At 72.7% G+C, this 18908-nt stretch carries 19 protein-coding genes; 11 read left to right on the forward strand and 8 right to left on the reverse strand.

Annotated features, from left to right (window positions below; genetic code table 11):
* Nucleotide 1 precedes the first annotated feature (1 nt).
* The 4 genes from ACGF13_RS29280 to ACGF13_RS29295 form a co-directional block, all read right to left on the reverse strand.
* Complete coding sequence (locus ACGF13_RS29280) at nucleotides 2–886, reverse strand: 3-hydroxyacyl-CoA dehydrogenase NAD-binding domain-containing protein (RefSeq protein WP_392880693.1); 885 nt, start codon at nucleotides 884–886, stop codon at nucleotides 2–4.
* Nucleotides 883–2853 (reverse strand): acetoacetate--CoA ligase, encoded by a 1971-nt coding sequence (locus ACGF13_RS29285; RefSeq protein WP_392880694.1) that lies wholly within the window; start codon nucleotides 2851–2853, stop codon nucleotides 883–885. Before ACGF13_RS29285 ends, ACGF13_RS29280 begins: the two co-directional genes overlap by 4 nt.
* Nucleotides 2850–3644 (reverse strand): crotonase/enoyl-CoA hydratase family protein, encoded by a 795-nt coding sequence (locus ACGF13_RS29290; protein ID WP_392880696.1) that lies wholly within the window; start codon nucleotides 3642–3644, stop codon nucleotides 2850–2852. Before ACGF13_RS29290 ends, ACGF13_RS29285 begins: the two co-directional genes overlap by 4 nt.
* Before the next feature lie 359 nt (nucleotides 3645–4003).
* Nucleotides 4004–4705: a substrate-binding domain-containing protein gene (locus ACGF13_RS29295; protein WP_392880698.1), complete on the reverse strand. Its 702-nt coding sequence runs from the start codon at nucleotides 4703–4705 to the stop codon at nucleotides 4004–4006.
* A gap of 74 nt (nucleotides 4706–4779) precedes the next feature.
* Here ACGF13_RS29295 and ACGF13_RS29300 point away from each other — a divergent pair, with 74 nt between their 5' ends.
* From ACGF13_RS29300 to ACGF13_RS29330, 7 genes are all read left to right on the forward strand, one after another.
* Nucleotides 4780–5547: an IclR family transcriptional regulator gene (locus ACGF13_RS29300; protein ID WP_392880700.1), complete on the forward strand. Its 768-nt coding sequence runs from the start codon at nucleotides 4780–4782 to the stop codon at nucleotides 5545–5547.
* Nucleotides 5548–5652: 105 nt separating this feature from the next.
* Nucleotides 5653–6864, forward strand: coding sequence for a 4-hydroxybenzoate 3-monooxygenase (locus tag ACGF13_RS29305; RefSeq protein ID WP_392880703.1), 1212 nt, complete (start codon nucleotides 5653–5655; stop codon nucleotides 6862–6864).
* 26 nt (nucleotides 6865–6890) lie between these two features.
* Nucleotides 6891–7913, forward strand: a complete 1023-nt coding sequence (locus ACGF13_RS29310) for an amidohydrolase family protein (RefSeq protein ID WP_392880705.1) — start codon at nucleotides 6891–6893, stop codon at nucleotides 7911–7913.
* Between the two features lie 17 nt (nucleotides 7914–7930).
* A complete protein-coding gene (gene ligK, locus ACGF13_RS29315) occupies nucleotides 7931–8620 on the forward strand; it encodes a 4-carboxy-4-hydroxy-2-oxoadipate aldolase/oxaloacetate decarboxylase (RefSeq protein WP_392880707.1) in 690 nt (229 codons plus the stop codon).
* Nucleotides 8621–8622: 2 nt separating this feature from the next.
* Nucleotides 8623–9540: an amidohydrolase family protein gene (locus ACGF13_RS29320; RefSeq protein WP_392880710.1), complete on the forward strand. Its 918-nt coding sequence runs from the start codon at nucleotides 8623–8625 to the stop codon at nucleotides 9538–9540.
* A gap of 27 nt (nucleotides 9541–9567) precedes the next feature.
* The gene (ligA, locus tag ACGF13_RS29325; protein WP_392880712.1) at nucleotides 9568–10875 is read left to right on the forward strand and encodes a protocatechuate 4,5-dioxygenase subunit alpha; all 1308 of its coding nucleotides are present in this window, start codon (nucleotides 9568–9570) and stop codon (nucleotides 10873–10875) included.
* Nucleotides 10876–10879: 4 nt separating this feature from the next.
* Nucleotides 10880–11851, forward strand: coding sequence for a Gfo/Idh/MocA family oxidoreductase (locus ACGF13_RS29330; RefSeq protein WP_392880714.1), 972 nt, complete (start codon nucleotides 10880–10882; stop codon nucleotides 11849–11851).
* Nucleotides 11852–11973: 122 nt separating this feature from the next.
* On the opposite strand, the gene ACGF13_RS29335 is transcribed toward ACGF13_RS29330, so the two are convergent.
* Entirely contained in the window at nucleotides 11974–12624 is a 651-nt protein-coding gene (locus tag ACGF13_RS29335) for an FAD-dependent oxidoreductase (RefSeq protein ID WP_392880716.1), read from the reverse strand.
* Between ACGF13_RS29335 and ACGF13_RS29340 the strand changes: the two genes are divergently transcribed.
* Nucleotides 12551–13273, forward strand: a complete 723-nt coding sequence (locus ACGF13_RS29340; RefSeq protein ID WP_392880718.1) for a carboxylesterase family protein — start codon at nucleotides 12551–12553, stop codon at nucleotides 13271–13273. The two genes, ACGF13_RS29335 and ACGF13_RS29340, sit on opposite strands and share 74 nt — an antisense overlap.
* A 159-nt stretch (nucleotides 13274–13432) precedes the next feature.
* On the opposite strand, the gene ACGF13_RS29345 is transcribed toward ACGF13_RS29340, so the two are convergent.
* Entirely contained in the window at nucleotides 13433–14728 is a 1296-nt protein-coding gene (locus tag ACGF13_RS29345) for a sensor histidine kinase (RefSeq protein WP_392880720.1), read from the reverse strand.
* Nucleotides 14725–15387 carry a response regulator transcription factor gene (locus tag ACGF13_RS29350; RefSeq protein ID WP_392880723.1) on the reverse strand — a complete coding sequence of 221 codons (663 nt, stop codon included), beginning with the start codon at nucleotides 15385–15387 and terminating at the stop codon, nucleotides 14725–14727. The genes ACGF13_RS29345 and ACGF13_RS29350 overlap by 4 nt, the downstream gene beginning before the upstream one ends.
* A 21-nt stretch (nucleotides 15388–15408) precedes the next feature.
* Between ACGF13_RS29350 and ACGF13_RS29355 the strand changes: the two genes are divergently transcribed.
* The 3 genes from ACGF13_RS29355 to ACGF13_RS29365 all read left to right on the forward strand — a co-directional run bounded on the left by ACGF13_RS29355 (nucleotide 15409) and on the right by ACGF13_RS29365 (nucleotide 16649).
* Nucleotides 15409–15627: a hypothetical protein gene (locus ACGF13_RS29355; RefSeq protein ID WP_392880725.1), complete on the forward strand. Its 219-nt coding sequence runs from the start codon at nucleotides 15409–15411 to the stop codon at nucleotides 15625–15627.
* Between the two features lie 580 nt (nucleotides 15628–16207).
* Complete coding sequence (locus ACGF13_RS29360; RefSeq protein ID WP_392880727.1) at nucleotides 16208–16471, forward strand: hypothetical protein; 264 nt, start codon at nucleotides 16208–16210, stop codon at nucleotides 16469–16471.
* A complete protein-coding gene (locus ACGF13_RS29365; RefSeq protein WP_392880729.1) occupies nucleotides 16377–16649 on the forward strand; it encodes an alpha/beta hydrolase in 273 nt (90 codons plus the stop codon). Before ACGF13_RS29360 ends, ACGF13_RS29365 begins: the two co-directional genes overlap by 95 nt.
* A 361-nt stretch (nucleotides 16650–17010) precedes the next feature.
* Here the strand turns inward: ACGF13_RS29365 and ACGF13_RS29370 are convergent, their stop codons facing one another.
* A complete protein-coding gene (locus ACGF13_RS29370; RefSeq protein ID WP_392880731.1) occupies nucleotides 17011–18492 on the reverse strand; it encodes a serine/threonine-protein kinase in 1482 nt (493 codons plus the stop codon).
* Nucleotides 18493–18908 lie beyond the last annotated feature (416 nt).

Here is an 18908-nt window from a genome sequence, read left to right on the forward strand (position 1 = left end):
CTCACAGGTGGTCGGTCCGGTTCTTGGCGTCGAGGAGGAGGGAGAGGAGGGCGTCGCGTTCCGCGACGAGGTCGGCCTCCGCGGTCCCGGCCAGCTCGTCGCTGACGCCTTCGGTGATCGCGCGCGTCAGCTCGGGGGTGAGGCGCGGTGCGCCGAGGTCGGCCCACCACTCCTCCATGGGCGGGCCGAGGTGCTCCAGGACGTGCGCGATGCCGCCCGCACCGCCCGAGAGGTGCTGGTTGAGGAAGGGCCCGAGCAGCGCCCAGCGCAGGCCGGGACCGTGGGCGATGGCCGCGTCGATGTCGGCGACGCTCGCCGCGCCCCGCTCGACGAGGGAGTACGCCTCCCGCCAGAGCGCGGCCTGGAGCCGGTTCGCGACATGGCCGGGCAGTTCCCGGCGCAGCCGGATCGGGTGGCGGCCCAGGCTGCGGTAGAAGCCCATGGCCTCTTCGACGGCGGCCTCACCGGTCCGCTCGCCCGGCACGACCTCGACCAGCGGGATGAGGTGGGGCGGGTTGAACGGATGCCCCACGAGGACCCGTTCGGGATGGGCCGCGCAGGCCCGCTGGATCCGCGACGGCGGCAGCCCGGAGGAACTGCTCGCCAGGATCGTCCCCGGCGGGGCCGCGGCGTCGAGGACGGCGAAGACCTCGTCCTTCAGCTCGGGACGCTCCGGGCCGTTCTCCTGGACGAAGCCGGCGTCCGCGACGGCCTCGGCGAGGTCGGGGGTGAACGACAGCCGGCGCTGGTCGGCGGCGACGGCCGCCCGGAGCCGTTCCTCCGCGCCGGGCGCGGGATCGCTGGCGACGACCTCGTGCCCGTGCAACAGGAAGAGCGTGGTCCAGGAGGCCCCGATGACCCCGGTGCCGACGACGGCGACCCTCACGACGCGCTCCCGTGCCCGGTGCCGGCGGCCCGCCCGGCGGCGTACGCGACGAAGGCGGTCAGCGAACGGGGGTCGGCGAGGACGTCGGTGCTGGCGACGGACTCGGGACGCGCGCCGAGGAGGATCCGCTTGACCGGCACCTCCAGCTTCTTGCCGGTGCGGTTGCGCGGGATGGCCGGCACCCGCTCGATGACGTCCGGGACGTGCCGCGGCGACAGCGCCGACCGCAGCGCGCGGGCGATCCTCGTACGCAGGGCGTCGTCCAGCTCCACGGGGCCCGCGACGAAGAGCAGCAGCTCCCCGTTGCCGCCCTCGGGGTCCTCGATGTGGACGACGAGACTGTCCTCGACCTCGGGCAGGTCCTCGACGACGGCGTAGAACTCGGCGGTGCCGAGCCGGACCCCGCCCCGGTTGAGGGTGGCGTCGGAGCGGCCGGCGACGACACAGTGGCCCTCGGGGGCGAACCGCACCCAGTCGCCGTGCCGCCACACGCCCGGGTACTCCTCGAAGTACGCGGCCCGGTAGCGGGAACCGTCGGTGTCGCCCCAGAAGCCGACGGGCATCGACGGCATCGGCTCGGTGATCACCAGTTCGCCCAACTCGCCGACGACCCTTCGGCCCTCGCTGTCGTAGGCGTACGCGGCGACCCCGAGGCAGGGGCCGGAGATCTCTCCGGCGCGCACGGTCTGGAGCGGGCTGCCCTGGAGGATGCCGGTGCAGACGTCGGTGCCGCCGCAGCCGACGTTCAGGAGGACCCGGTCCCCGAACTGCTCGGCCACCCAGCGGAAACCGTCGGCGGCGAGCGGGCTGCCCGCCGCGCCGAGCTGCCGCAGCCGCGACAGGTCGAACTCCTCGGCGGGCCGGATCCCGGCCTTGCGGCAGGCCATGAGGTAGCCGGGGCTCACGCCCATCAGCGTCGCCCCGGTCTCCTCCGCGATCCGCCACTGCTCCCGCAGGTCGGGGTGGACCGGATTGCCGTCGATCATGACGATCGAGGCGCGGACGAGCAGCGCCGAGACCAGGGTGTTCCACAGCATCCAGGCGGTCGTGCTGAACCAGAGCATCCGGTCGCCCGGCTTCAGGTCCCAGCTCAGCGCGTTGTTCTTCAGGTGCTCCAGGAGGATCCCGCCGTGCCGGTGGACGATCGCCTTGGGGATGCCGGTGGTGCCCGAGGAGAAGAGCACGAACAGCGGATGGTCGAACGGCACGGCCTCGAAGGACAGTTCGGCCGGTTCGGCCAGCAGCTCCGTCCAGCCCAGCGCGTCGGGGAGGGCGTTCGGTCCGTACGGGACGTGGACGACCCGCTCCACACCGGGCAGCAGGGAGGCGATCTCCGCCACCTCGGTACGGCGGTCGATGTCGCGGTCCCCGTAGCGGTATCCGGCGACGGTCAGCAGCACCTTCGGTTCGAGCTGGGCGAACCGGTCGACCACGCTGCGCGGGCCGAACTCCGGCGCGCAGGCGGCCCAGACCGCGCCGATGCTCGCGGTGGCGAGGAAGGCCACCAGTGTCTCCGGGATGTTCGGCAGGTAGGCGACGACCCGGTCGCCCCTGCGGACGCCGAGGCGCAGCAGCCCGGCGCGTGCCCGGGCGACCTGGTCGCGGAGTTCGCCGAAGGTCAGCTCGACGGGCGCCCGGGTCTGGGAGCGGGCGACCAGCGCGACGGCGTCGAGGTCCTCCTCGCGGCCGAGCGCGTGTTCGGCGTAGTTGAGGGTCGCGCCGGGGAACCACTCGGTGTCCGGCATGGACCTGCGGCCCAGGGCGGCCGTGGGCGGGGTGTGGGGGCGGACGTCGAAGAACTCCCAGACCGACGACCAGAAGCCGTCCAGATCGGTGACGGACCACTGCCACAGGCTGTCGTAGTCCGGGAAGCCCAGCTGCCGCTCCGACTCCAGCCAGCGGAGGTAGCGGCCGATCTCCGAGTCGTCCCTGACCGCCGGACCGGGGGTGCTGAGGATCTCGCTCATCGGGCGTCCTTCCCGTGGGAGTCCTGTCCGGCGGAGACCTTCGCGGCGCGGCCGTCCAGGAACGCCCGCATCCGCTCCTGGGCGTCGCGGCTGCCCGCGGCGACGGCCGACATGAGGGATTCGAGCAGCAGGCCGCCGGCGGGCGACGCCTCGGCGATCCGGGGGAGCGCCTGGAGGACGGCGAAGTTGGTCAGGGGGGCGTTGGCCGCGATCCGCTTCGCGAGTTCCAGGGCCCGGGCCCGCGCCCCGCCCTCCTCGGTCAGGTACTGCGACAGGCCGGCGGCCTGGCCCGCCGCGGCGTCGAGGACGCGGCCGGTGAGCATCATGTCCGCCATCCGGTGCGCGCCGATCAGCCGGGGGATCCGGACCGAGCCGCCACCGCCGACGAAGAGTCCGCGCTGTCCCTCGGGCAGCGCGTAGAAGGTGGACGGCTCGGCCACGCGGATGTGCGCGGTGGCCGCGAGCTCCAGGCCGCCGCCGATCACCGCGCCCTTGAGCGCGGCCACCACGGGGACGCGCCCACCCTCGATGGTGTCGAAGACGCGGTGCCACATGAGCGAGTGCTCCAGCGCCTCCTCGGTGGAGCGCTCGGTCAGCTCGCCGAGGTCGAGCCCGGCCGAGAAGTGATCGCCTTCGGCGTCCAGGACGACGGCGCGGACGTCCGCGCCCGGCTTCCGGAAGAACTCCTCGACGCGCAGCACGGTGGCGTCGTCGAGGGCGTTGCGCTTGGCGGGGCGACGGAGTGTCAGCACCGCCACCCCGTCGCGGTGTTCGATGGAGATCGTGCTCAAGGGAAGGCTCCTCAATTCGCTGGCGGTCGGGCACCGCGGATGCACCTGCCCGTACCGGGGCAGGGGGGGATGGTCCGGCCGGGGTGGACCTCGTTGCCCGCCGCCGCCCGGTGCGGGCGGCGGCGGGCACGTGACGCCGACCGTCGACGAGGTGCACGACCGCCGGCAGGCGCAGGCCGACCACCCCGGCCATCGAGCCCGGGCCGATCCCGATGCTGCTGGTGGCGGCGGGGGTGGGGGAAGTGCGAGTCATGAAACCGGGGGCGACATGAAAGGTCAATGCTGTTGTCATAAGAACCCCGGGGTCGGCGGCCGGACGACCGTCCGCCGAGCCCCGGTCGCCGCCTCGGAGTGCCGCGTCAGCTCTGCTGCCCGAACGCCCGCATGCCCCTGGCGCGGGCGATCCCCGACGCCGCGTCGGAACCGAGGAGGTCGAGGACCTCGCGGGCACGGTCCGGTCGGACGGAGGAGGCCAGTACGGCCCCGCCGAAGACCGAGTCGATCCTGGTGTCGCCCGGCAGCGGGCCGACGACGACGACGCCCGGCAGGTCCATCAGCTCGCTGTGCTGCTGGAAGGCCAGATCGGCCCGGCCGGACGAGAGCAGGCTGCCGGCGGGTACCCCCGCCGGTGCCTGGACGAGCCGGTCAGACAGCGCGTCGGCAAGCCCCAGCCGGGTGACCAGTGCGACGAGAGCCGTCCCGCTGGGACCGGTGGAGTACGCGATCCTCTCCGCGGACAGGAGAGCGGCTCGCAGGTCGGATTCCGCGTCGAAGGCCGGAACCGGCGTTCCGTCCGGGACGGCGGCGACGACCCGGGAGACCCACAGCGGGCGCGCCGTGCCCCCCAGGAGGTGCCCCTCCTCCTCCAGTTCGGTCAGTGCTCCCTCGGCGAGGACGAGCAGATCGGCCTCGGCGCCCTCGCGCACCCGCCGAGCGATCTCGACCCCGCCGGCGGAGTCGAAGCGCACGGCGGTGCCGTGGGTGTGTCGGATGTGTTCGGAAAGGTCGGTCAGGATCGGCCGTGTCGCCATCGAGGACAGCCCGGAGATCTCCTGGTTCACATCGCCTCCTTGAGTTCGGCAGATGGTACGACGTGCGCTCCGGGGGCCCGACGCCGGTCTGCGACACTGGCCGGATGAGCACAACCCGAAGTACGGCAGCCGGCAAGGTCCTTGAGGTCCTCTCGACCTTCGACCGTGAGCACCCGTCGCAGACACTGTCGGAGATCGCTCAGCGTACGGGCATGGCCTTGAGCACCACGCACCGAGTGATCACGGAGCTGGCGGGGTGGGGAGCGCTCGAGCGCGCGGAGGACGGGTCGTGGCACGTCGGGCTGCGCCTGTGGGAGATCGCCTCGGGGTGTCCCCGGACCCAGATCCTGCGCGATTCGGCGCTGCCGTTCATGCAGGACCTCTACGAGGCGACCCATGAGAACGTCCAGCTCGCGGTGCGCGAGGGCACGGAGCTGGTCTTCGTGGAACGGATCGCGGGGCACCGGTCGGTGGAGGTGGTCACGATGGTCGGGTCCCGGTTCCCCGTCGTCTCCACCGGGATGGGGCGGGTGCTGCTGGCGCACGCGCCCCGGGAGATCCAGGAGGAGGTGCTCGGATCGCCGCTCCGGGCGTGGACCCCGCACACCGTCACCGACCCGAAGGCGCTGCGGGCGCAGCTGGACCGGATCCGCCGCGAGCAGGTCTTCGTCAGCGACCGGCAGCTCTCGGAGCGCTCCGTCGCGGTGGCCGCGCCGGTGCGGATCGGCCGGTCCGGCCCGGTGAGCGCCGCCTTGGGGATCGTCGTGGCGGCGCGGGGCGCGAGCCGGGCGCGCGGGCTGCGCGAGCCGCTGCTGAGGGCGGTGCGGGGGATCTCCGAGGAACTCGGCAGGCGGGCCCGGACGGCGGTCTGAAACCCGGGGCGGTTTCCGCCTGACGGAAAGGGGGGCGACCGGTCGAGGGCCCGGATGCGAGCGTTCGGGGTGTTCGAAACCCCGCGCCACCGTTCAGGAGATGCCATGGCCGATGCCATCGTCGACACCGTTGCCTCGGTCCCAGTCGCCGTCGTCGGGGCCGGCCCGGCCGGACTGATGCTGGCCCACCTGCTCGGGCGCGCCGGTGTCGAGACGATCGTGCTCGACACCCGCACCCGGCACGAGATCGAGACGACGCACCGGGCCGGCATCCTCGAAGCCGACGCGGCCCGGGACCTGGTGGAGACCGGTGTCTCCGAGCGGATCCTGCTCGACGGTCACGAGCACGAGGGCGTCGAGCTCCGGTTCGGCGGCCGGCCGTACCGCGTCGACTTCAAGAAGCTGGTCGGCGCGTCGGTGTGGCTCTACCCGCAGACCGACGTGTTCGTCGACCTGGCCGACGCCCGGGAGCGCGACGGCGGCACGGTCCACTTCGGTGTCAGGGAGACCGAGGTCCTCGACGTGACGACCGACGCTCCCCGGGTCCGCTGGACCGCGCCCGACGGGACCCGCCACGAAGTCCGGGCGCGGTACGTGGTCGGCGCGGACGGGTCGCGCGGCATGTGCCGCGACCTGGTGCCCGAGGACCGGCGGGTGCGCTACGGCAAGGAGTACCCCTTCGCGTGGTTCGGCATCATGGCCGAGGCGCCGATGAGCGCACCCGAGCTGGTCTACGCCCACTCCGAGCACGGGTTCGCGCTGATCAGCCAGCGCACCCCGACCGTGCAGCGGATGTACTTCCAGTGCGCCCCCGACGAGCCCGTGGAGGCCTGGTCGGACGACCGCATCTGGGAGACGCTCCAGGCCCGGGTGGCCGGCGAGGACGGTTTCCGGCTCAAGGAGGGGCCGATCCTGGAGAAGACGGTGCTGCGGTTCCGCTCGTTCGTGCAGGAGCCGATGCGCTGGGGCTCGATGGCGCTGGCGGGCGACGCCGCGCACACCGTACCGCCGACCGGCGCCCGCGGGCTGAACCTGGCGCTGCACGACGTGAAGGTGCTCGCCGGTGTGCTGCTGCGGGCGCTCGGCAGCGAGGGCGCGGCCGCGCTGGACGACTACCAGCCGCGCGCCCTCCAACGGGTCTGGCGGGCACAGAACTTCTCGTACTGGATGACCCGGCTGCTGCACACCGCGCCCGGCGCCACGCCGTTCGACCTGCGGCGTCAGCTCGGCGAGCTCGACAACGCGGTGGGCACCCGGGCCGGCCGCACCTTCCTCGCCGAGCAGTACACCGGCTGGCCCACCGTCGCCCGGGACTGACCCGGACGCCCTTCAGGAGAGCACACATGATCATCGACTGTCACGGTCACTTCACCACCGCACCACCGCAGTTGGCGCAGTGGCGGGACCGGCAGGTGGCGGCGGCCGGCTCCGCCGGCGACGCACCCGACCCCGACGACCTGGTCATCACCGACGACGACCTGCGCCAGGCGATCGAGGGCAACCAGCTGCGGCTCATGGACGAGCGCGGCAGCGACCTGACGATCTTCTCCCCGCGGGCCAGCTTCATGGCCCATCACATCGGCGACTTCGCGGTCTCCTCGGTGTGGGCACGGATCTGCAACGACCTGGTCCACCGCGTCAGCACGCTCTACCCCGACCGCTTCGCGATGGGCGCGATGCTCCCGCAGTCGCCCGGCGCCGACCCCGCCACCTGCCTGCCCGAGCTGCGCCGCGCCGTCGAGGAGCTCGGCGCGGTGACGGTCAACCTCAACCCCGACCCGTCGGGCGGCCGGTGGACCGCACCGCCGTTGACCGACCGCAGCTGGTACCCGGTCTACGAGGCGATGGCCGAGTACGACATCCCCGCCATGATCCACGTCAGCACCTCGTGCAACCCGGCCTTCCACACCACCGGTGCCCACTACCTCAACGCCGACACCACGGCGTTCATGCAGCTGGTCCAGGGCGACCTGTTCGCCGACTTCCCGACGCTGCGGTTCGTGATCCCGCACGGCGGCGGCGCGGTGCCCTACCACTGGGGGCGGTTCCGCGGCCTGGCGATGGCGCTCGGCAGGCCGGACCCGGAGACGCTGCTGGACAACGTCCTCTTCGACACCTGTGTCTACCACCAGCCCGGCATCGACCTGCTGACCCGGGTGATCCCCAGCCGGTCGGTCCTCTTCGCCAGCGAGATGATCGGCGCGGTCCGCGACATCGACCCGCGCACCGGCCACCACTTCGACGACACGAAGCGGTACGTCGACGCGACGCCGAACCTCTCGGACGAGGAGCGGGCGGCCGTCTACGCCGGCAACGCCCTGCGCGTCTACCCCCGCCTCGCCGCGCGCCTCGCCGCCGGCCGCTGACCCGAGGAGAAGAAGGCATGGAACACACCGAGATCGGTGTCGTCCACACGGCGATCACCCGCGCCGACCCCGAGACCGTCGCCGCGCTGTCGGAGTTCGGCGTCGCGACGATCCACGAGGCGATGGGCCGGGTCGGACTGATGCGCCCCTACCTGCGTCCGGTCTACCCGACGGCGCGCACGTGCGGCACGGCCGTGACCGTGTTGCTGCAACCCGGCGACAACTGGATGCTCCACGTCGCCGCGGAGCAGATCCGCGAGGGCGACGTCGTCGTCGCCGCCTGCACGACCGAGAGCGAGGACGGCTTCTTCGGAGACCTGCTCGCCACCTCCTTCCGCGCCCGGGGATGCCGGGGCCTGGTCATCGACGGCGGCGTGCGCGACGTGGCCGAGCTCGAGGAGATGGACTTCCCGGTCTTCGCGCGGTCGATCAACGCCAAGGGCACGGTCAAGGCCACCCTCGGCTCGGTCAACGTGCCGGTGGTCTGCGCCAACGCCCTGGTCCGGCCCGGCGACGTCGTCGTCGCGGACCGCGACGGCGTCGTCGTCGTGCCGCGTGAGCGGGCCGCCGAGGTCGCCGAGGCGGCGGCCAGGCGCGACGCGGGCGAGGCGGGCAAGCGCGCGAGGTTCCGCGCGGGCGAACTCGGCCTGGACATCTACGACATGCGCGGCCCGCTGGCCGCGCTCGGGTTGCGGTACGAGGACTGAGGATGACGACCTTCGAGAAGACCCCCGGCTGGCTGGACTGGTACGCCGGTCCGAGCCGCCCGGAGTTCCGGCTGCCCGAGGGCGCCGTCGACGCGCACTGCCACGTCTTCGGGCCGGGTGCGGAGTTCCCGTTCGCCCCCGAACGCAAGTACACCCCGTGCGACGCGTCCAGGGACCAGCTCTTCGAGCTGCGCGACCACCTGGGCTTCGCCCGCACCATCGTGGTCCAGGCGACCTGCCACGGCGCCGACAACAGCGCCATGGTCGACGCCCTGCGGGCATCGGGGGGCCTGGCCCGCGGGGTGGCGACGGTGCGCCCCGGGATCCCCGACGCGCAGGTGCGGGAACTGCACGAGGCCGGTGTGCGCGGCGTGCGGTTCAACTTCGTCAAGCGGCTCGTCGACGCGGCGCCGCAGCAGGACCTGTGGGACGTCGTCGAGCGGATCCGACCGTACGGCTGGCACGTCGTCGTCTACTTCGAGGCGGCCGACCTCGCCGACCTGCGCGAGTTCCTCCTCTCGATCCCGGTGCCGCTGGTCGTCGACCACATGGGCCGGCCCGACGTCACCAAGGACCCGCACGGCCCGGAGTTCGAGGCGTTCCTGGACTTCCTGCGGGCCCGGCCCGACATCTGGTGCAAGGTCACCTGCCCGGAGCGGCTGTCGGTGAGCGGCCCGCCGGCCCTCGACGGGGAGCGGACGGCCTACCGCGACGTCGTCCCGTTCGCCCGGCGCGTGGTCGAGGAGTTCCCCGACCGGGTGCTGTGGGGCACCGACTGGCCGCACCCGAACCTCACCGACCACATGCCCGACGACGGCCTGCTCGTCGACTTCGTGCCGCACGTCGCGCCGACGCCGGAGCTGCGGCACAGGCTCCTCGTCGACAACCCGACGCGCCTGTACTGGCCCGAATCGGACTGAACCGTCCCACGAACGGAGGACCCACCCATGTCGCTGGACAAGAGCTACAAGCTGGTCCCGGGGACGACCGTCTTCGACGCCGAGCAGTCCGCCAAGGGCTACCACCTCAACCAGTTCTGCATGTCCTTGATGACGGCCGAGAACCGGGACCGCTACCTCGCCGACGAGCGCGCCTACCTGGACGCGTGGCCACTGCGGGAGGAACAGAAGCAGGCGCTGCTCGACCGCGACCTCAACGCCGCGATACGCGAGGGCGGCAACATCTACTTCCTCGCCAAGTGGGGTGCGACGCTGGGGCTGTCGTTCCAGCAGATGGCAGGCTCGATGACCGGCATGACCGAGCAGGACTACCGCGACATGATGGTCGCCGGCGGCCGCTCCATCGCCGGCAACCGGATCGACCACGCCGTCCTCGAAGCGGCGCACACCGACCGGCGGTCGCCGCGGGGACAGGCCGTCATCACCGGCGCGGTGTTCACCTCGCACGTACCGGCGATCGGCGCGGCGATGGACCACCACAAGACCGACGAGCCCTACTGGCGGCCGGTCTTCGAGGGCTACGAGTTCTCCAGGCAGTGGGAACGGGACAACGCCCCCGACGTGATCGTCCTGGTCTACAACGACCACGCCTCCACCTTCGACCTGTCGATGATCCCGACCTTCGTGCTCGGCACCGGCGCGGCCTACCCCACCGCCGACGAGGGCTACGGACCCAGGCCGGTGCCCGGGATCGAGGGCGACCCGGAGCTGGCCGCGCACATCGCGCACTCGCTGATCCGCGACGACTTCGACCTCACCCTCGCCAACGAGATGACCGTCGACCACGGCCTGACCGTGCCGCTGTCGTTGATGTTCGGCGACGTCGAGCGGTGGCCGTGCAAGGTGATCCCGTTCCACGTCAACGTGGTGCAGTACCCGGTGCCTTCGGGCGCGCGGTGCTTCCGGCTCGGCCAGGCGCTGCGTAGGGCGATCGAGTCCTACGACAGGCCGCTGAACGTCCAGGTGTGGGGCACCGGTGGCATGAGCCACCAGCTCCAGGGGCCGCGCGCCGGACTGATCAACCGGGAGTGGGACAACGCCTTCCTGGACCGGCTGGTCGCCGACCCGGAGGGCCTGGCCCGGGTGCCGCACCTGGAGTACGTCGAGGAGGCCGGCTCCGAGGGGATCGAGCTGGTCATGTGGCTGATCGCCCGAGGGGCGATGAGCGATGTCGGCGGCTCGGGCCGTACAGAGGTCAAGCACCGCTTCTACCACGTGCCGGCGTCCAACACCGCCGTCGGCCACCTGATCCTTGAGAACCACCCGGTGGGCGAGACGCCCGCCGCGAAGGAGTGACGACATGACCGACGAGCAGACCGTCCGGATCGCCCTGGTCGGCGGCGGCGCCTTCGGCGCCAAGCACGCGGCCGCGCTGCGCCGGATCAAGGGCGTCGAGGTGACCGCTGTGGTCAGCAGCAGCCTGGAGAAGGCGCGGCGGTTCGCCGAGGAGCAGGCCGTGGGCCGCGCCGTCGCCACGCTGGAGGAAGTGCTGGCGATGGACGACATCGACGCGGTGATCCTCGCGACGCCCACCCAGATGCATGCCGGGCAGACCCTCGCCTGTCTGGAGGCGGGCAAGCACGTCCAGGTCGAGATCCCGCTGGCCGACTCGCTGGCCGACGCCGAGGCCTGCGACGCGGCGCAGCGACGCACCGGGCTGGTCGCCATGGTGGGACACACCCGGCGCTTCAACCCCAGCCACCAGTGGGTGCGGCAGCGGATCCAGGCCGGGGACTACCGGATCCAGCAGATGGACGTGCAGACCTACTTCTTCCGCCGCGAGAACCTCAACGCACTGGGCCAGGCACGTTCCTGGACGGACCACCTGCTGTGGCACCACGCCGCGCACACCGTCGACCTGTTCGCGTACCAGGCCGGGGCGCCGATCGTGCAGGCCAACGCGATCCAGGGACCGATCCACCCCGAACTCGGCATTGCGATGGACATGTCCATCCAGCTGCGCGCGGAGAACGGGGCCATCTGCACGTTGTCGCTGTCCTTCAACAACGACGGTCCGCTGGGCACCTTCTTCCGCTACATCGGCGACACCGGCACCTACCTCGCACGTTACGACGACCTGTTCACCGGCAACGACGTGCCGATCGACGTGAGTGGGGTCGACGTCTCGATGGACGGCATCGAGCTGCAGGACCGCGAGTTCGTCGCCGCCATCCGCGAGGGCCGCGAGCCGAACGCGTCCATCGCCCAGGTGCTGAACTGCTACCGGACGCTGGCCGCCCTGGAGGAGCAGCTGGCGGCCGCCGCCTCCTGACCGCGGGGAAGACCTCGGGCCCGGGCCGCCGCGTGCTGCGGCGGCCCGGCTTTTCGGCTCCCGCGTGACGGGCGGTCCCGTGAACCGACGTCACGCGGCGCGCTCGCGGCTCGACGGTCCGGTCAGGAATCGAAGCCGAGGCCGAAGCGGTCGAGGGTGCGCAGCCAGAGGTTGCGGTGGCCGGCGTTGGCGTCGGCGCGGGTGAGGGCCCACTGGGTGATGCCGATGCCGATCGAGCGGGCCGGCTCGGGCGGGAAGGGCAGCGGCTTGCGGCGGACCATCTCCAGGGCGGTGCGTTCGGTGCGGGCGCCGGCCAGGAGGTCGAGCATCACCTCGGCCCCGAAGCGGGTGGCGCCGACGCCGAGGCCGGTGTAGCCGGCGGCGTAGGCGACCCGGCCGTCGTGGGAGAGGTCGAAGAAGGCGCTGAACCGGGTGCAGGTGTCGATGGCCCCGCCCCAGGCGTGGGTGAAGCGCAGGCCCTCCAGCTGGGGGAAGGTCCGGAAGAAGTGCAGGGCGAGGGTGGCGAAGGTCTCCGGCCGCTGGTCGCGTTCGGCGCGTACCCGGCCGCGGTACTGGTGGACCACGTCGTAGCCGCCGAACAGGATGCGGTTGTCGGCGGAGAGCCGGACGTAGTGGAAGTGGTTGGCGGACCGGGCCACCGCCGAGGCCGTCAGCCGGGCCTTCGCCGAGCGCACCGGCGTGCCCGCCACCGCGGCCGCCCTCCAGGACGCCACCGACGCCGAACTGCTCGCCCTCCAGGACGCGCTCGACACCCCCGGCCCGGACCGCGACGAACTGCCCGCGCTGCTCCTCGCACCCTTCACCGACGGCGAGTTGGTGCCCCGCCCGGTGCCGGAGGCGCTCGCCGACGCGGACGTCCCGCTGCTGCTCGGCTTCACCGCGCACGAGTTCGCCGCCCCGGCCGATGCGGCCGCGCCGGCCGCCGAGGATGAACTCCTCGGCCTGCTGGGCGCCTTGGGCCTGGACGACAGCCGCGCCGCACGGTTCCTCGCCGAGCACCCGGACGCGGCCGCCGGCGACGCGATCACCGACTGGCTGTTCCGCGCCCCCGCCCTGGCCGTCGCCGAGGCCCGCGCCGAACGCCAACGGCCCACCTGGCTCTACCAGTTCGACTGGTCCGGCAGTGCCCCCGGCCGGACCGGCCAGGCCTACCACTGCAGTGACCTGCCCTTCGCCTTCGACCTCCTGCACGCCGAGGGCGTCGAGGCCGCCCTCGGTGCCCACCCGCCGCAGGCACTGGCCGACGCCGTCCACACCGCCTGGGTCGCCTTCGTCCGCGACCTCGATCCCGGAACCGCCTGGCCGCCGTACGGGGACGGCCGCGCCACCATGCGCTGGCACGCCGAACCGCGACCGGAAGGCGACCCGCTGCGCACCGTCCGGGAGATCTGGCTCACCTGACCCGGAAACGGCCGGGGGCGCTCGGACCGTCCCGCTGTACGCGGGGTGGGACACCTCCCACTACGCCGGTCCGGCCATCCATGCCCTGGTCGCGGGGCTGCGTGCCTTCTGCGACGACCACACCCCGGGGAATGCCGGGGCTCGAACTCGGCGGGTGACCTACCCGGCCCTGGCGGCCAGTCGGAGGGTGAAGCGGGCACCGCCGAGCGGGCCGGGGCCGGCGGTCAGAGTGCCGCGGTGGGCGCGGGCGACCCGGGAGGCGATGGACAGGCCGAGGCCGCTGGAGCCGGAGCCGCTGCGGAAGCGGTCGAAGAGGGAGCCGGCGAGCTCGGCCGGGATGCCGGGGCCGGCGTCGTCGACGGTGAGCGTGCCGTCGGCCGTCACGGTCACCTCGACCTCGGCGGGGCGGCCGGCGGTGTGGCCGTGGGTGAGGGCGTTGCCGACCAGGTTGGCCACGGCACGGCGCAGCAGGTCCGGGTCGGCGGTGACGACGGTGGGTTCGGTCCGCAGCGTGATGCGGTGCTCGCCGGTCCGCAGCTCGTCGACGACGGCTTCGACGAGCTGGTCGAGGCGCAGCGGTTCGCTGGCGAGCCGCTCCACCCCGGCGCTGAGGCGGGCCTGGGTGAGCAGGTCGTCGATCATGCCGCCCATGCGGGTGGCGAGGCGGACCGTGCGCTCCAGGGCGGTGGTGCGCGAGGCCTCGTCGAGCAGGGCGGTCTCGGCGAGCATGCGCAGTGACGCGGCCGGGGTGCGCAGGTCGTGCGCGGCGTCGGCCAGGAAGGCCTCCTGCTGTTCCAGGGCGGTCAGCGCCGGCCTGATCGCGCGCCCGGCGAGCAGGTGGCCGGCGACCGCGGACAGCGCGATCAGTGCGGCGCAGCCGCCGGTGAGCAGCACGGCGAGCTCGCGGTGTGCGGCCTGGTCGGTGGTGAGGTCGCGTGCCGCGACGATCGCACCGCCGGCGGTCTGCCCGCTACCGTCGGTGCTCTGGTCCTCCGGCCCGGCGAAGACCGCGGCGGCGAGCCGCAGTGGGTGGCCGTCCGTGCCCTCGGCGTCGGCCATGGCATCGGTCTCCTGCTGGGCGGCGGTGGCCACGGCCCGGAGGTCGACGGGACGGACATGTGCGCAGGGCTGGCGGGGCGTGAACACGGGCTTCAGGTCGGCGGCCGAACCGGTCAGCACGTGCAGAGCCGGGCAAGCGGTTTCGACGTAGTCGTTCAGGAGCGAAGTGTCGAGGCGGCCCTGGTCGTCGATGCTGATGCCGGGCATGGCCTGGCTGAGCTGGAGCGTCAGCTCGGTGTCGATCTGGCGCCGCCGGGAGACGTCGTCGTTGTGCACGGCGAAGGCGGCCAGGCCGATCAGGCCGACCGCGCTGGTCAGCGTGAACAGCGCGGTGAGCCGGCAGCGCAGCCGGTGCGCGCGGCGGGCGGCGGGCGTCGGAGCGGGCCGGCGTCTCACGCCGTCGCTAGCCGGTAGCCGACGCCCCGGACGGTGTGGATCGGCGACGGGTCTCCCAGCTTGCGGCGCAGCTGGGAGACCAGCACGTCGACGACGTTGGAGTTCGGCTCGGCCATCTCGTCCCAGCACTTCTCGACCAGTTGCGCGCGCGGCACGGCCTGGTCGGCCCGGGTGGCCAGCAGCTCCAGGACGGCGAACTCCTTGGGGGTCAGCACGAGCAGCACGCCGTCGCGCCGGACCTGGCGGCGGGCCGTGTCCACCTCCAGGCCGGCGATGCGGTGCACGGGCGGGGTGAGACTGCCGGACCGCCGGCAGAGGTTGCGCACCCGGGCGATGAGCTCGGGCAGGGCGAACGGCTTGACCAGGTAGTCGTCGCCTCCGGCGGCGAAGCCCTCGACCCGGTCGGCGATCTGGTCGAGCGAGGTGAGGAACAGGACGGGAACGGTGCCGCCGTCGTGCCGAAGTCGCCGGACGTAGTCGAGGGAGTCCCCGTCGGGAAGCATCCGGTCGAAGACCACGCAGTCGTAGGCGGTGACGAACAGCGCCTCGTCGGCGGCCGACAGGTCCGCCGCCTCGTCGACGGCCAGCCCGTCGCTACGCAGCGTAGCGGCCACCGCGAACCGCAGATCCTCGTTGTCCTCGACCACCAGCACGCGCATGGCGGCCAACCATAGCCTGCCGTGACCGCCGAACTCGAACGGCCGTCCGACTGTCCGACATGGGCCGAGGGCGAGCCTCATCGAATCCTCACGGGCACGGCGCCGGTCAAGGTCCCGCTCGCGAAGCTCGCCGCCCACCCGGTGGTGCCGCTCGGCCACCTGCCGGTCTCGGTCGGCCTGGAACCGACCCTCACCGCCGAGGTCAGCGCCGACGGCGATGTCACCATCGACGCCCAGTAGTCGATGGACGGGGCCTGGGGCATCCACACCGAGTACACCAAGGGCACCGGCTGGTCCACCGACACCAACCCCGGCACCACCACCATCAGCCCGGTCAGCGCCAGGATCGTCGGCAACGGGAAGCTGCGCAGCGGCCTGACCGCCGACGGCGGGGTCTTCCTCTCCCACGGAAACGCGGTGGGGGAGACCCTCATCAAAAGCTCAGGGTGTCCCGACCATGCTCCTCGACGTACCCGTACGCCGACCTGGGATGGAACCGAGAAGTGCAGCGTTTTCCGTGGAGCCATGGCACCTCGCACGCGGGGGAGGAACGGTCCGAACCCGCAGGGGCGCCGCGTTGCCGCATCCGGCAACGCGGCGCCCTCGCGTTGGCGCTCAGCGCGCTGGGTGTCGTCCAACTCACCGCCTGTGCACCGGGTGAGCCTGCTGAGCAACCGGTGACGGTGGCCGCCGAGCCCGCGCCCCGGTCGGCGCTCCAGGACTTCTACCGGCAGAAGCTCGACTGGTCCCGCTGCGGCGACGTGCAGTGCGCCACGCTCACCGTCCCGATGGACTCACCCCGGACGGCATCCGCAAGGTCGTGTCCGACCTCTACGCCCAAACGGCCCGCCACCCGCTGCGCATCAAGGGCAGCAGCGAGGTCCTCGATGCGAACGCCCTGATCAGCGCCATCACGGCCTCGATGTACTCGCCGGAATCCCAGTGGCAGGCGCTCTCGGAGGGCCTGAGCGCGGCGAGCAGGGGCGACGGTGGCAAGCTCGCCGAGATCGCCGGCTCCGGGGCCTCCGGCGCCGCTGCTGTCCGTCGCGTCGCCGCCGTCTCGGGCAGTCGGCACCACCGGTGACGCGGCGACCCCGTACCAGGATGCCAAGAGCCTCGCCTCCCAGCTTCCCGGCGGCATGCTGCTCACCTACCGGGGCCTGGGCCACACCGCGTACGGACGCGGCAACGCCTGCGTGACCGAGGCCGTGGACGGCTACCTCGTCGATCTCAAGCCCGTGAGCCCCGACGCGAGTTGCTGACCAGGTCGGCCGACGCCACTGCCTCCCGGACGCGATCGTCCGGGAGGCAGTGGCGGTTCAGGGCCGGTTGGTCGGCGGCCCGATGGGGTGTCAGACGTCGCGGCGGTTGGTGGCCCGGTCGACGGTGGCGGTGGCCTGCGAGGAGCACCGCTGGGGCGTCAGCAGGTCGCGGTCGAGCTGCCCGGCGGCGGGGCCGGTCAGGGCGAGGTCGACGTCGGAGACGGGGTGGGTGGTGCCGGCCGGCCGGACTGTCGGCGGTGGTGTCGAGGCTGTTGCCCTCGGTGATTCCTTTCGGGATGTGACGGGTTGTCAATCCTCGGTACGGGCGGACATCGCGCATGGGGAAATCGGCTTCAGGACGTCAGGACGTCAGGGCGGCCGAGGAGCCGACGCGGTCGTCGGGGCGGCGGCAGGTCGCGGGGCTGGGCGTGGGGAGTGCCTCGCAGTGGTAGCCGCGGTCGGCGCTGTCGGTGCTGAGGTAGCGGCCGGAGCACTGTTCGGCGCCGGTCCTGGCGCAGTAGGCGAGGGCGTCGTAGCCGCTGGCGAACTCGTCGGGAGCGCGGACGATCCAGTAACCCGGGGGCAGGGACTCCCAGTTGTCGCTGTCGACGAGGGAGGCGCCGGGGACCTGCTGCTGGAGGGCGGCGAGTTCCTGGTCCCGATCGTCGGAGTCCGTGGTGTGGGGGATCCGGGACAGTTCGGCGATCCAACTGCCGTGCTGTGCGGCGGCAGGAGCCGGGGCGGTGTCGGCGGGGCCGTCTTCCGGGCCCGGCAGGGTGAACACGACCACCGAGGCGACGGCGGCGCCGATGGCGGCGGCGACCGCGACGGCGGCGAAGGCGAGGGGCAGCCGACGACGGCGGCGCCGGGGTGCGGGTTCGTCGGCCACAGGAGGGGGAACGGCCGCGACGTCCTCGGCGGGCAGCTCCACCGGCCTCGGCACATTCAGCAGCGTCGGGGCGGGCGTACGGTCGACCACGACCGTCATCGCCTCGCTCATGGCGGCCACCCGGTCGCTCGCGACTGCGGCGTCGAGCATGACGGCGACCCGGGGCGCGCTCGGCCGGGCCTCGGGGTCACGAGTGAGCAGGGCGTCGATCGCCGGCGCGAGCGGGCCGGCCTTCGACGGCGACGGAAGCGGTTGGTCGCAGACCGCCAGCAGGGTCTGCCACACCGAGTCGCGCTGGACCGGGCTCTCACCCTCCACGCACACGTAGAGCAGCATGCCCAGCGACCACAGGTCGGAGGCGGGGCCGACCACGCCGCCCCGGATCCGCTCCGGGGCCATGTACTCGGGTGAGCCGATGATGTCGCCGGGCTCGGTGAGGGTCTGCGAGCCCTGGACGGTGGCGATGCCGAAGTCGGAGAGCACGGCGGAGCCGTCCGGGCGGACCAGGACGTTCCCCGGCTTCACGTCCCGGTGCAGGATGCCGGCCGCGTGGGCGGCGTCCAGGGCACCGAGCACGTCCAGACCGACGCGGGCAGCCTCGCCTGGGGTGAGCGGGCCGCCCCGAAGGACCTCCTGGAGGGAGCGCCCCTCGACCACCTCCATCACCAGCCAGGGGTGGGGCCGCTGGTCGAGGACCTCGTGGACCGAGACCACGTTCGCGTGATCGATCCTCGCCAGGGCCCGCGCCTCCCGCAGTACCCGGTGCCTCATGGCGTTAGCCCGGTGCGCGTCCTCGTAGGCGGCCGAGCGCATCTCCTTCAGCGCCACCTCGCGTTCCAGGACGAGGTCGCGCGCCCGCCACACCGTACCCATGCCGCCGGCACCCAGCCGCTCCAGGAGTTCGAACCGCCCGGCCACCACGTCGCCGACCACGTGTTCCCGCATCCGGGTCATGAATCCGATTCCTCGCGCCGCGCACCCCCGACCCCGCCCCGTCGAGCCGGTGGTGCACGGTCCTTGCTCAGTTGCCTGCTGTTCAGGGACTGCGGGCAGCCTGCCCGGCGGAACCTGAGGATTCGATGAGACGTCCCCGACCGGGCAGACTGGCGCGGAGCGTCATTCCAACCGTGCGGTATTCCTCTACCCGGACTCTCTGCGGTGGCCGCTGTGTGCGGCTGCGGTTCGAGTTCTTCGAGGGACTCGGGCCGCGCGCCTTCGACCGGCCGGGCTGCACGGTGGATCCGCCGGGCCGTCGCCGGACGTCACCCCGAGCGGGACAGCCGGCCGCTGAACCGTTCGAGCGGTACACCGCTTTTGTTTGTCTGCAGACGGTTTGGGGCGTTCAGGGTGCCGGAATTCTGCGCTTCGGG

The organism is Kitasatospora sp. NPDC048286, assembly GCF_043201735.1.
GTDB lineage: Bacteria > Actinomycetota > Actinomycetes > Streptomycetales > Streptomycetaceae > Kitasatospora.

Excerpts from the sequence above, each read along its gene's own strand:
- ACGF13_RS29300 (WP_392880700.1), top strand. The coding sequence starts at position 4,780 with ATGAGCACAACCCGAAGTACGGCAGCCGGCAAGGTCCTTGAGGTCCTC.
- ACGF13_RS29305 (WP_392880703.1), top strand. The coding sequence starts at position 5,653 with ATGGCCGATGCCATCGTCGACACCGTTGCCTCGGTCCCAGTCGCCGTC.
- ACGF13_RS29310 (WP_392880705.1), top strand. The coding sequence starts at position 6,891 with ATGATCATCGACTGTCACGGTCACTTCACCACCGCACCACCGCAGTTG.
- ligK (WP_392880707.1), top strand. The coding sequence starts at position 7,931 with ATGGAACACACCGAGATCGGTGTCGTCCACACGGCGATCACCCGCGCC.
- ACGF13_RS29350 (WP_392880723.1), bottom strand. The coding sequence starts at position 15,387 with ATGCGCGTGCTGGTGGTCGAGGACAACGAGGATCTGCGGTTCGCGGTG.
- ACGF13_RS29320 (WP_392880710.1), top strand. The coding sequence starts at position 8,623 with ATGACGACCTTCGAGAAGACCCCCGGCTGGCTGGACTGGTACGCCGGT.
- ACGF13_RS29285 (WP_392880694.1), bottom strand. The coding sequence starts at position 2,853 with ATGAGCGAGATCCTCAGCACCCCCGGTCCGGCGGTCAGGGACGACTCG.
- ligA (WP_392880712.1), top strand. The coding sequence starts at position 9,568 with ATGTCGCTGGACAAGAGCTACAAGCTGGTCCCGGGGACGACCGTCTTC.
- ACGF13_RS29330 (WP_392880714.1), top strand. The coding sequence starts at position 10,880 with ATGACCGACGAGCAGACCGTCCGGATCGCCCTGGTCGGCGGCGGCGCC.
- ACGF13_RS29370 (WP_392880731.1), bottom strand. The coding sequence starts at position 18,492 with ATGACCCGGATGCGGGAACACGTGGTCGGCGACGTGGTGGCCGGGCGG.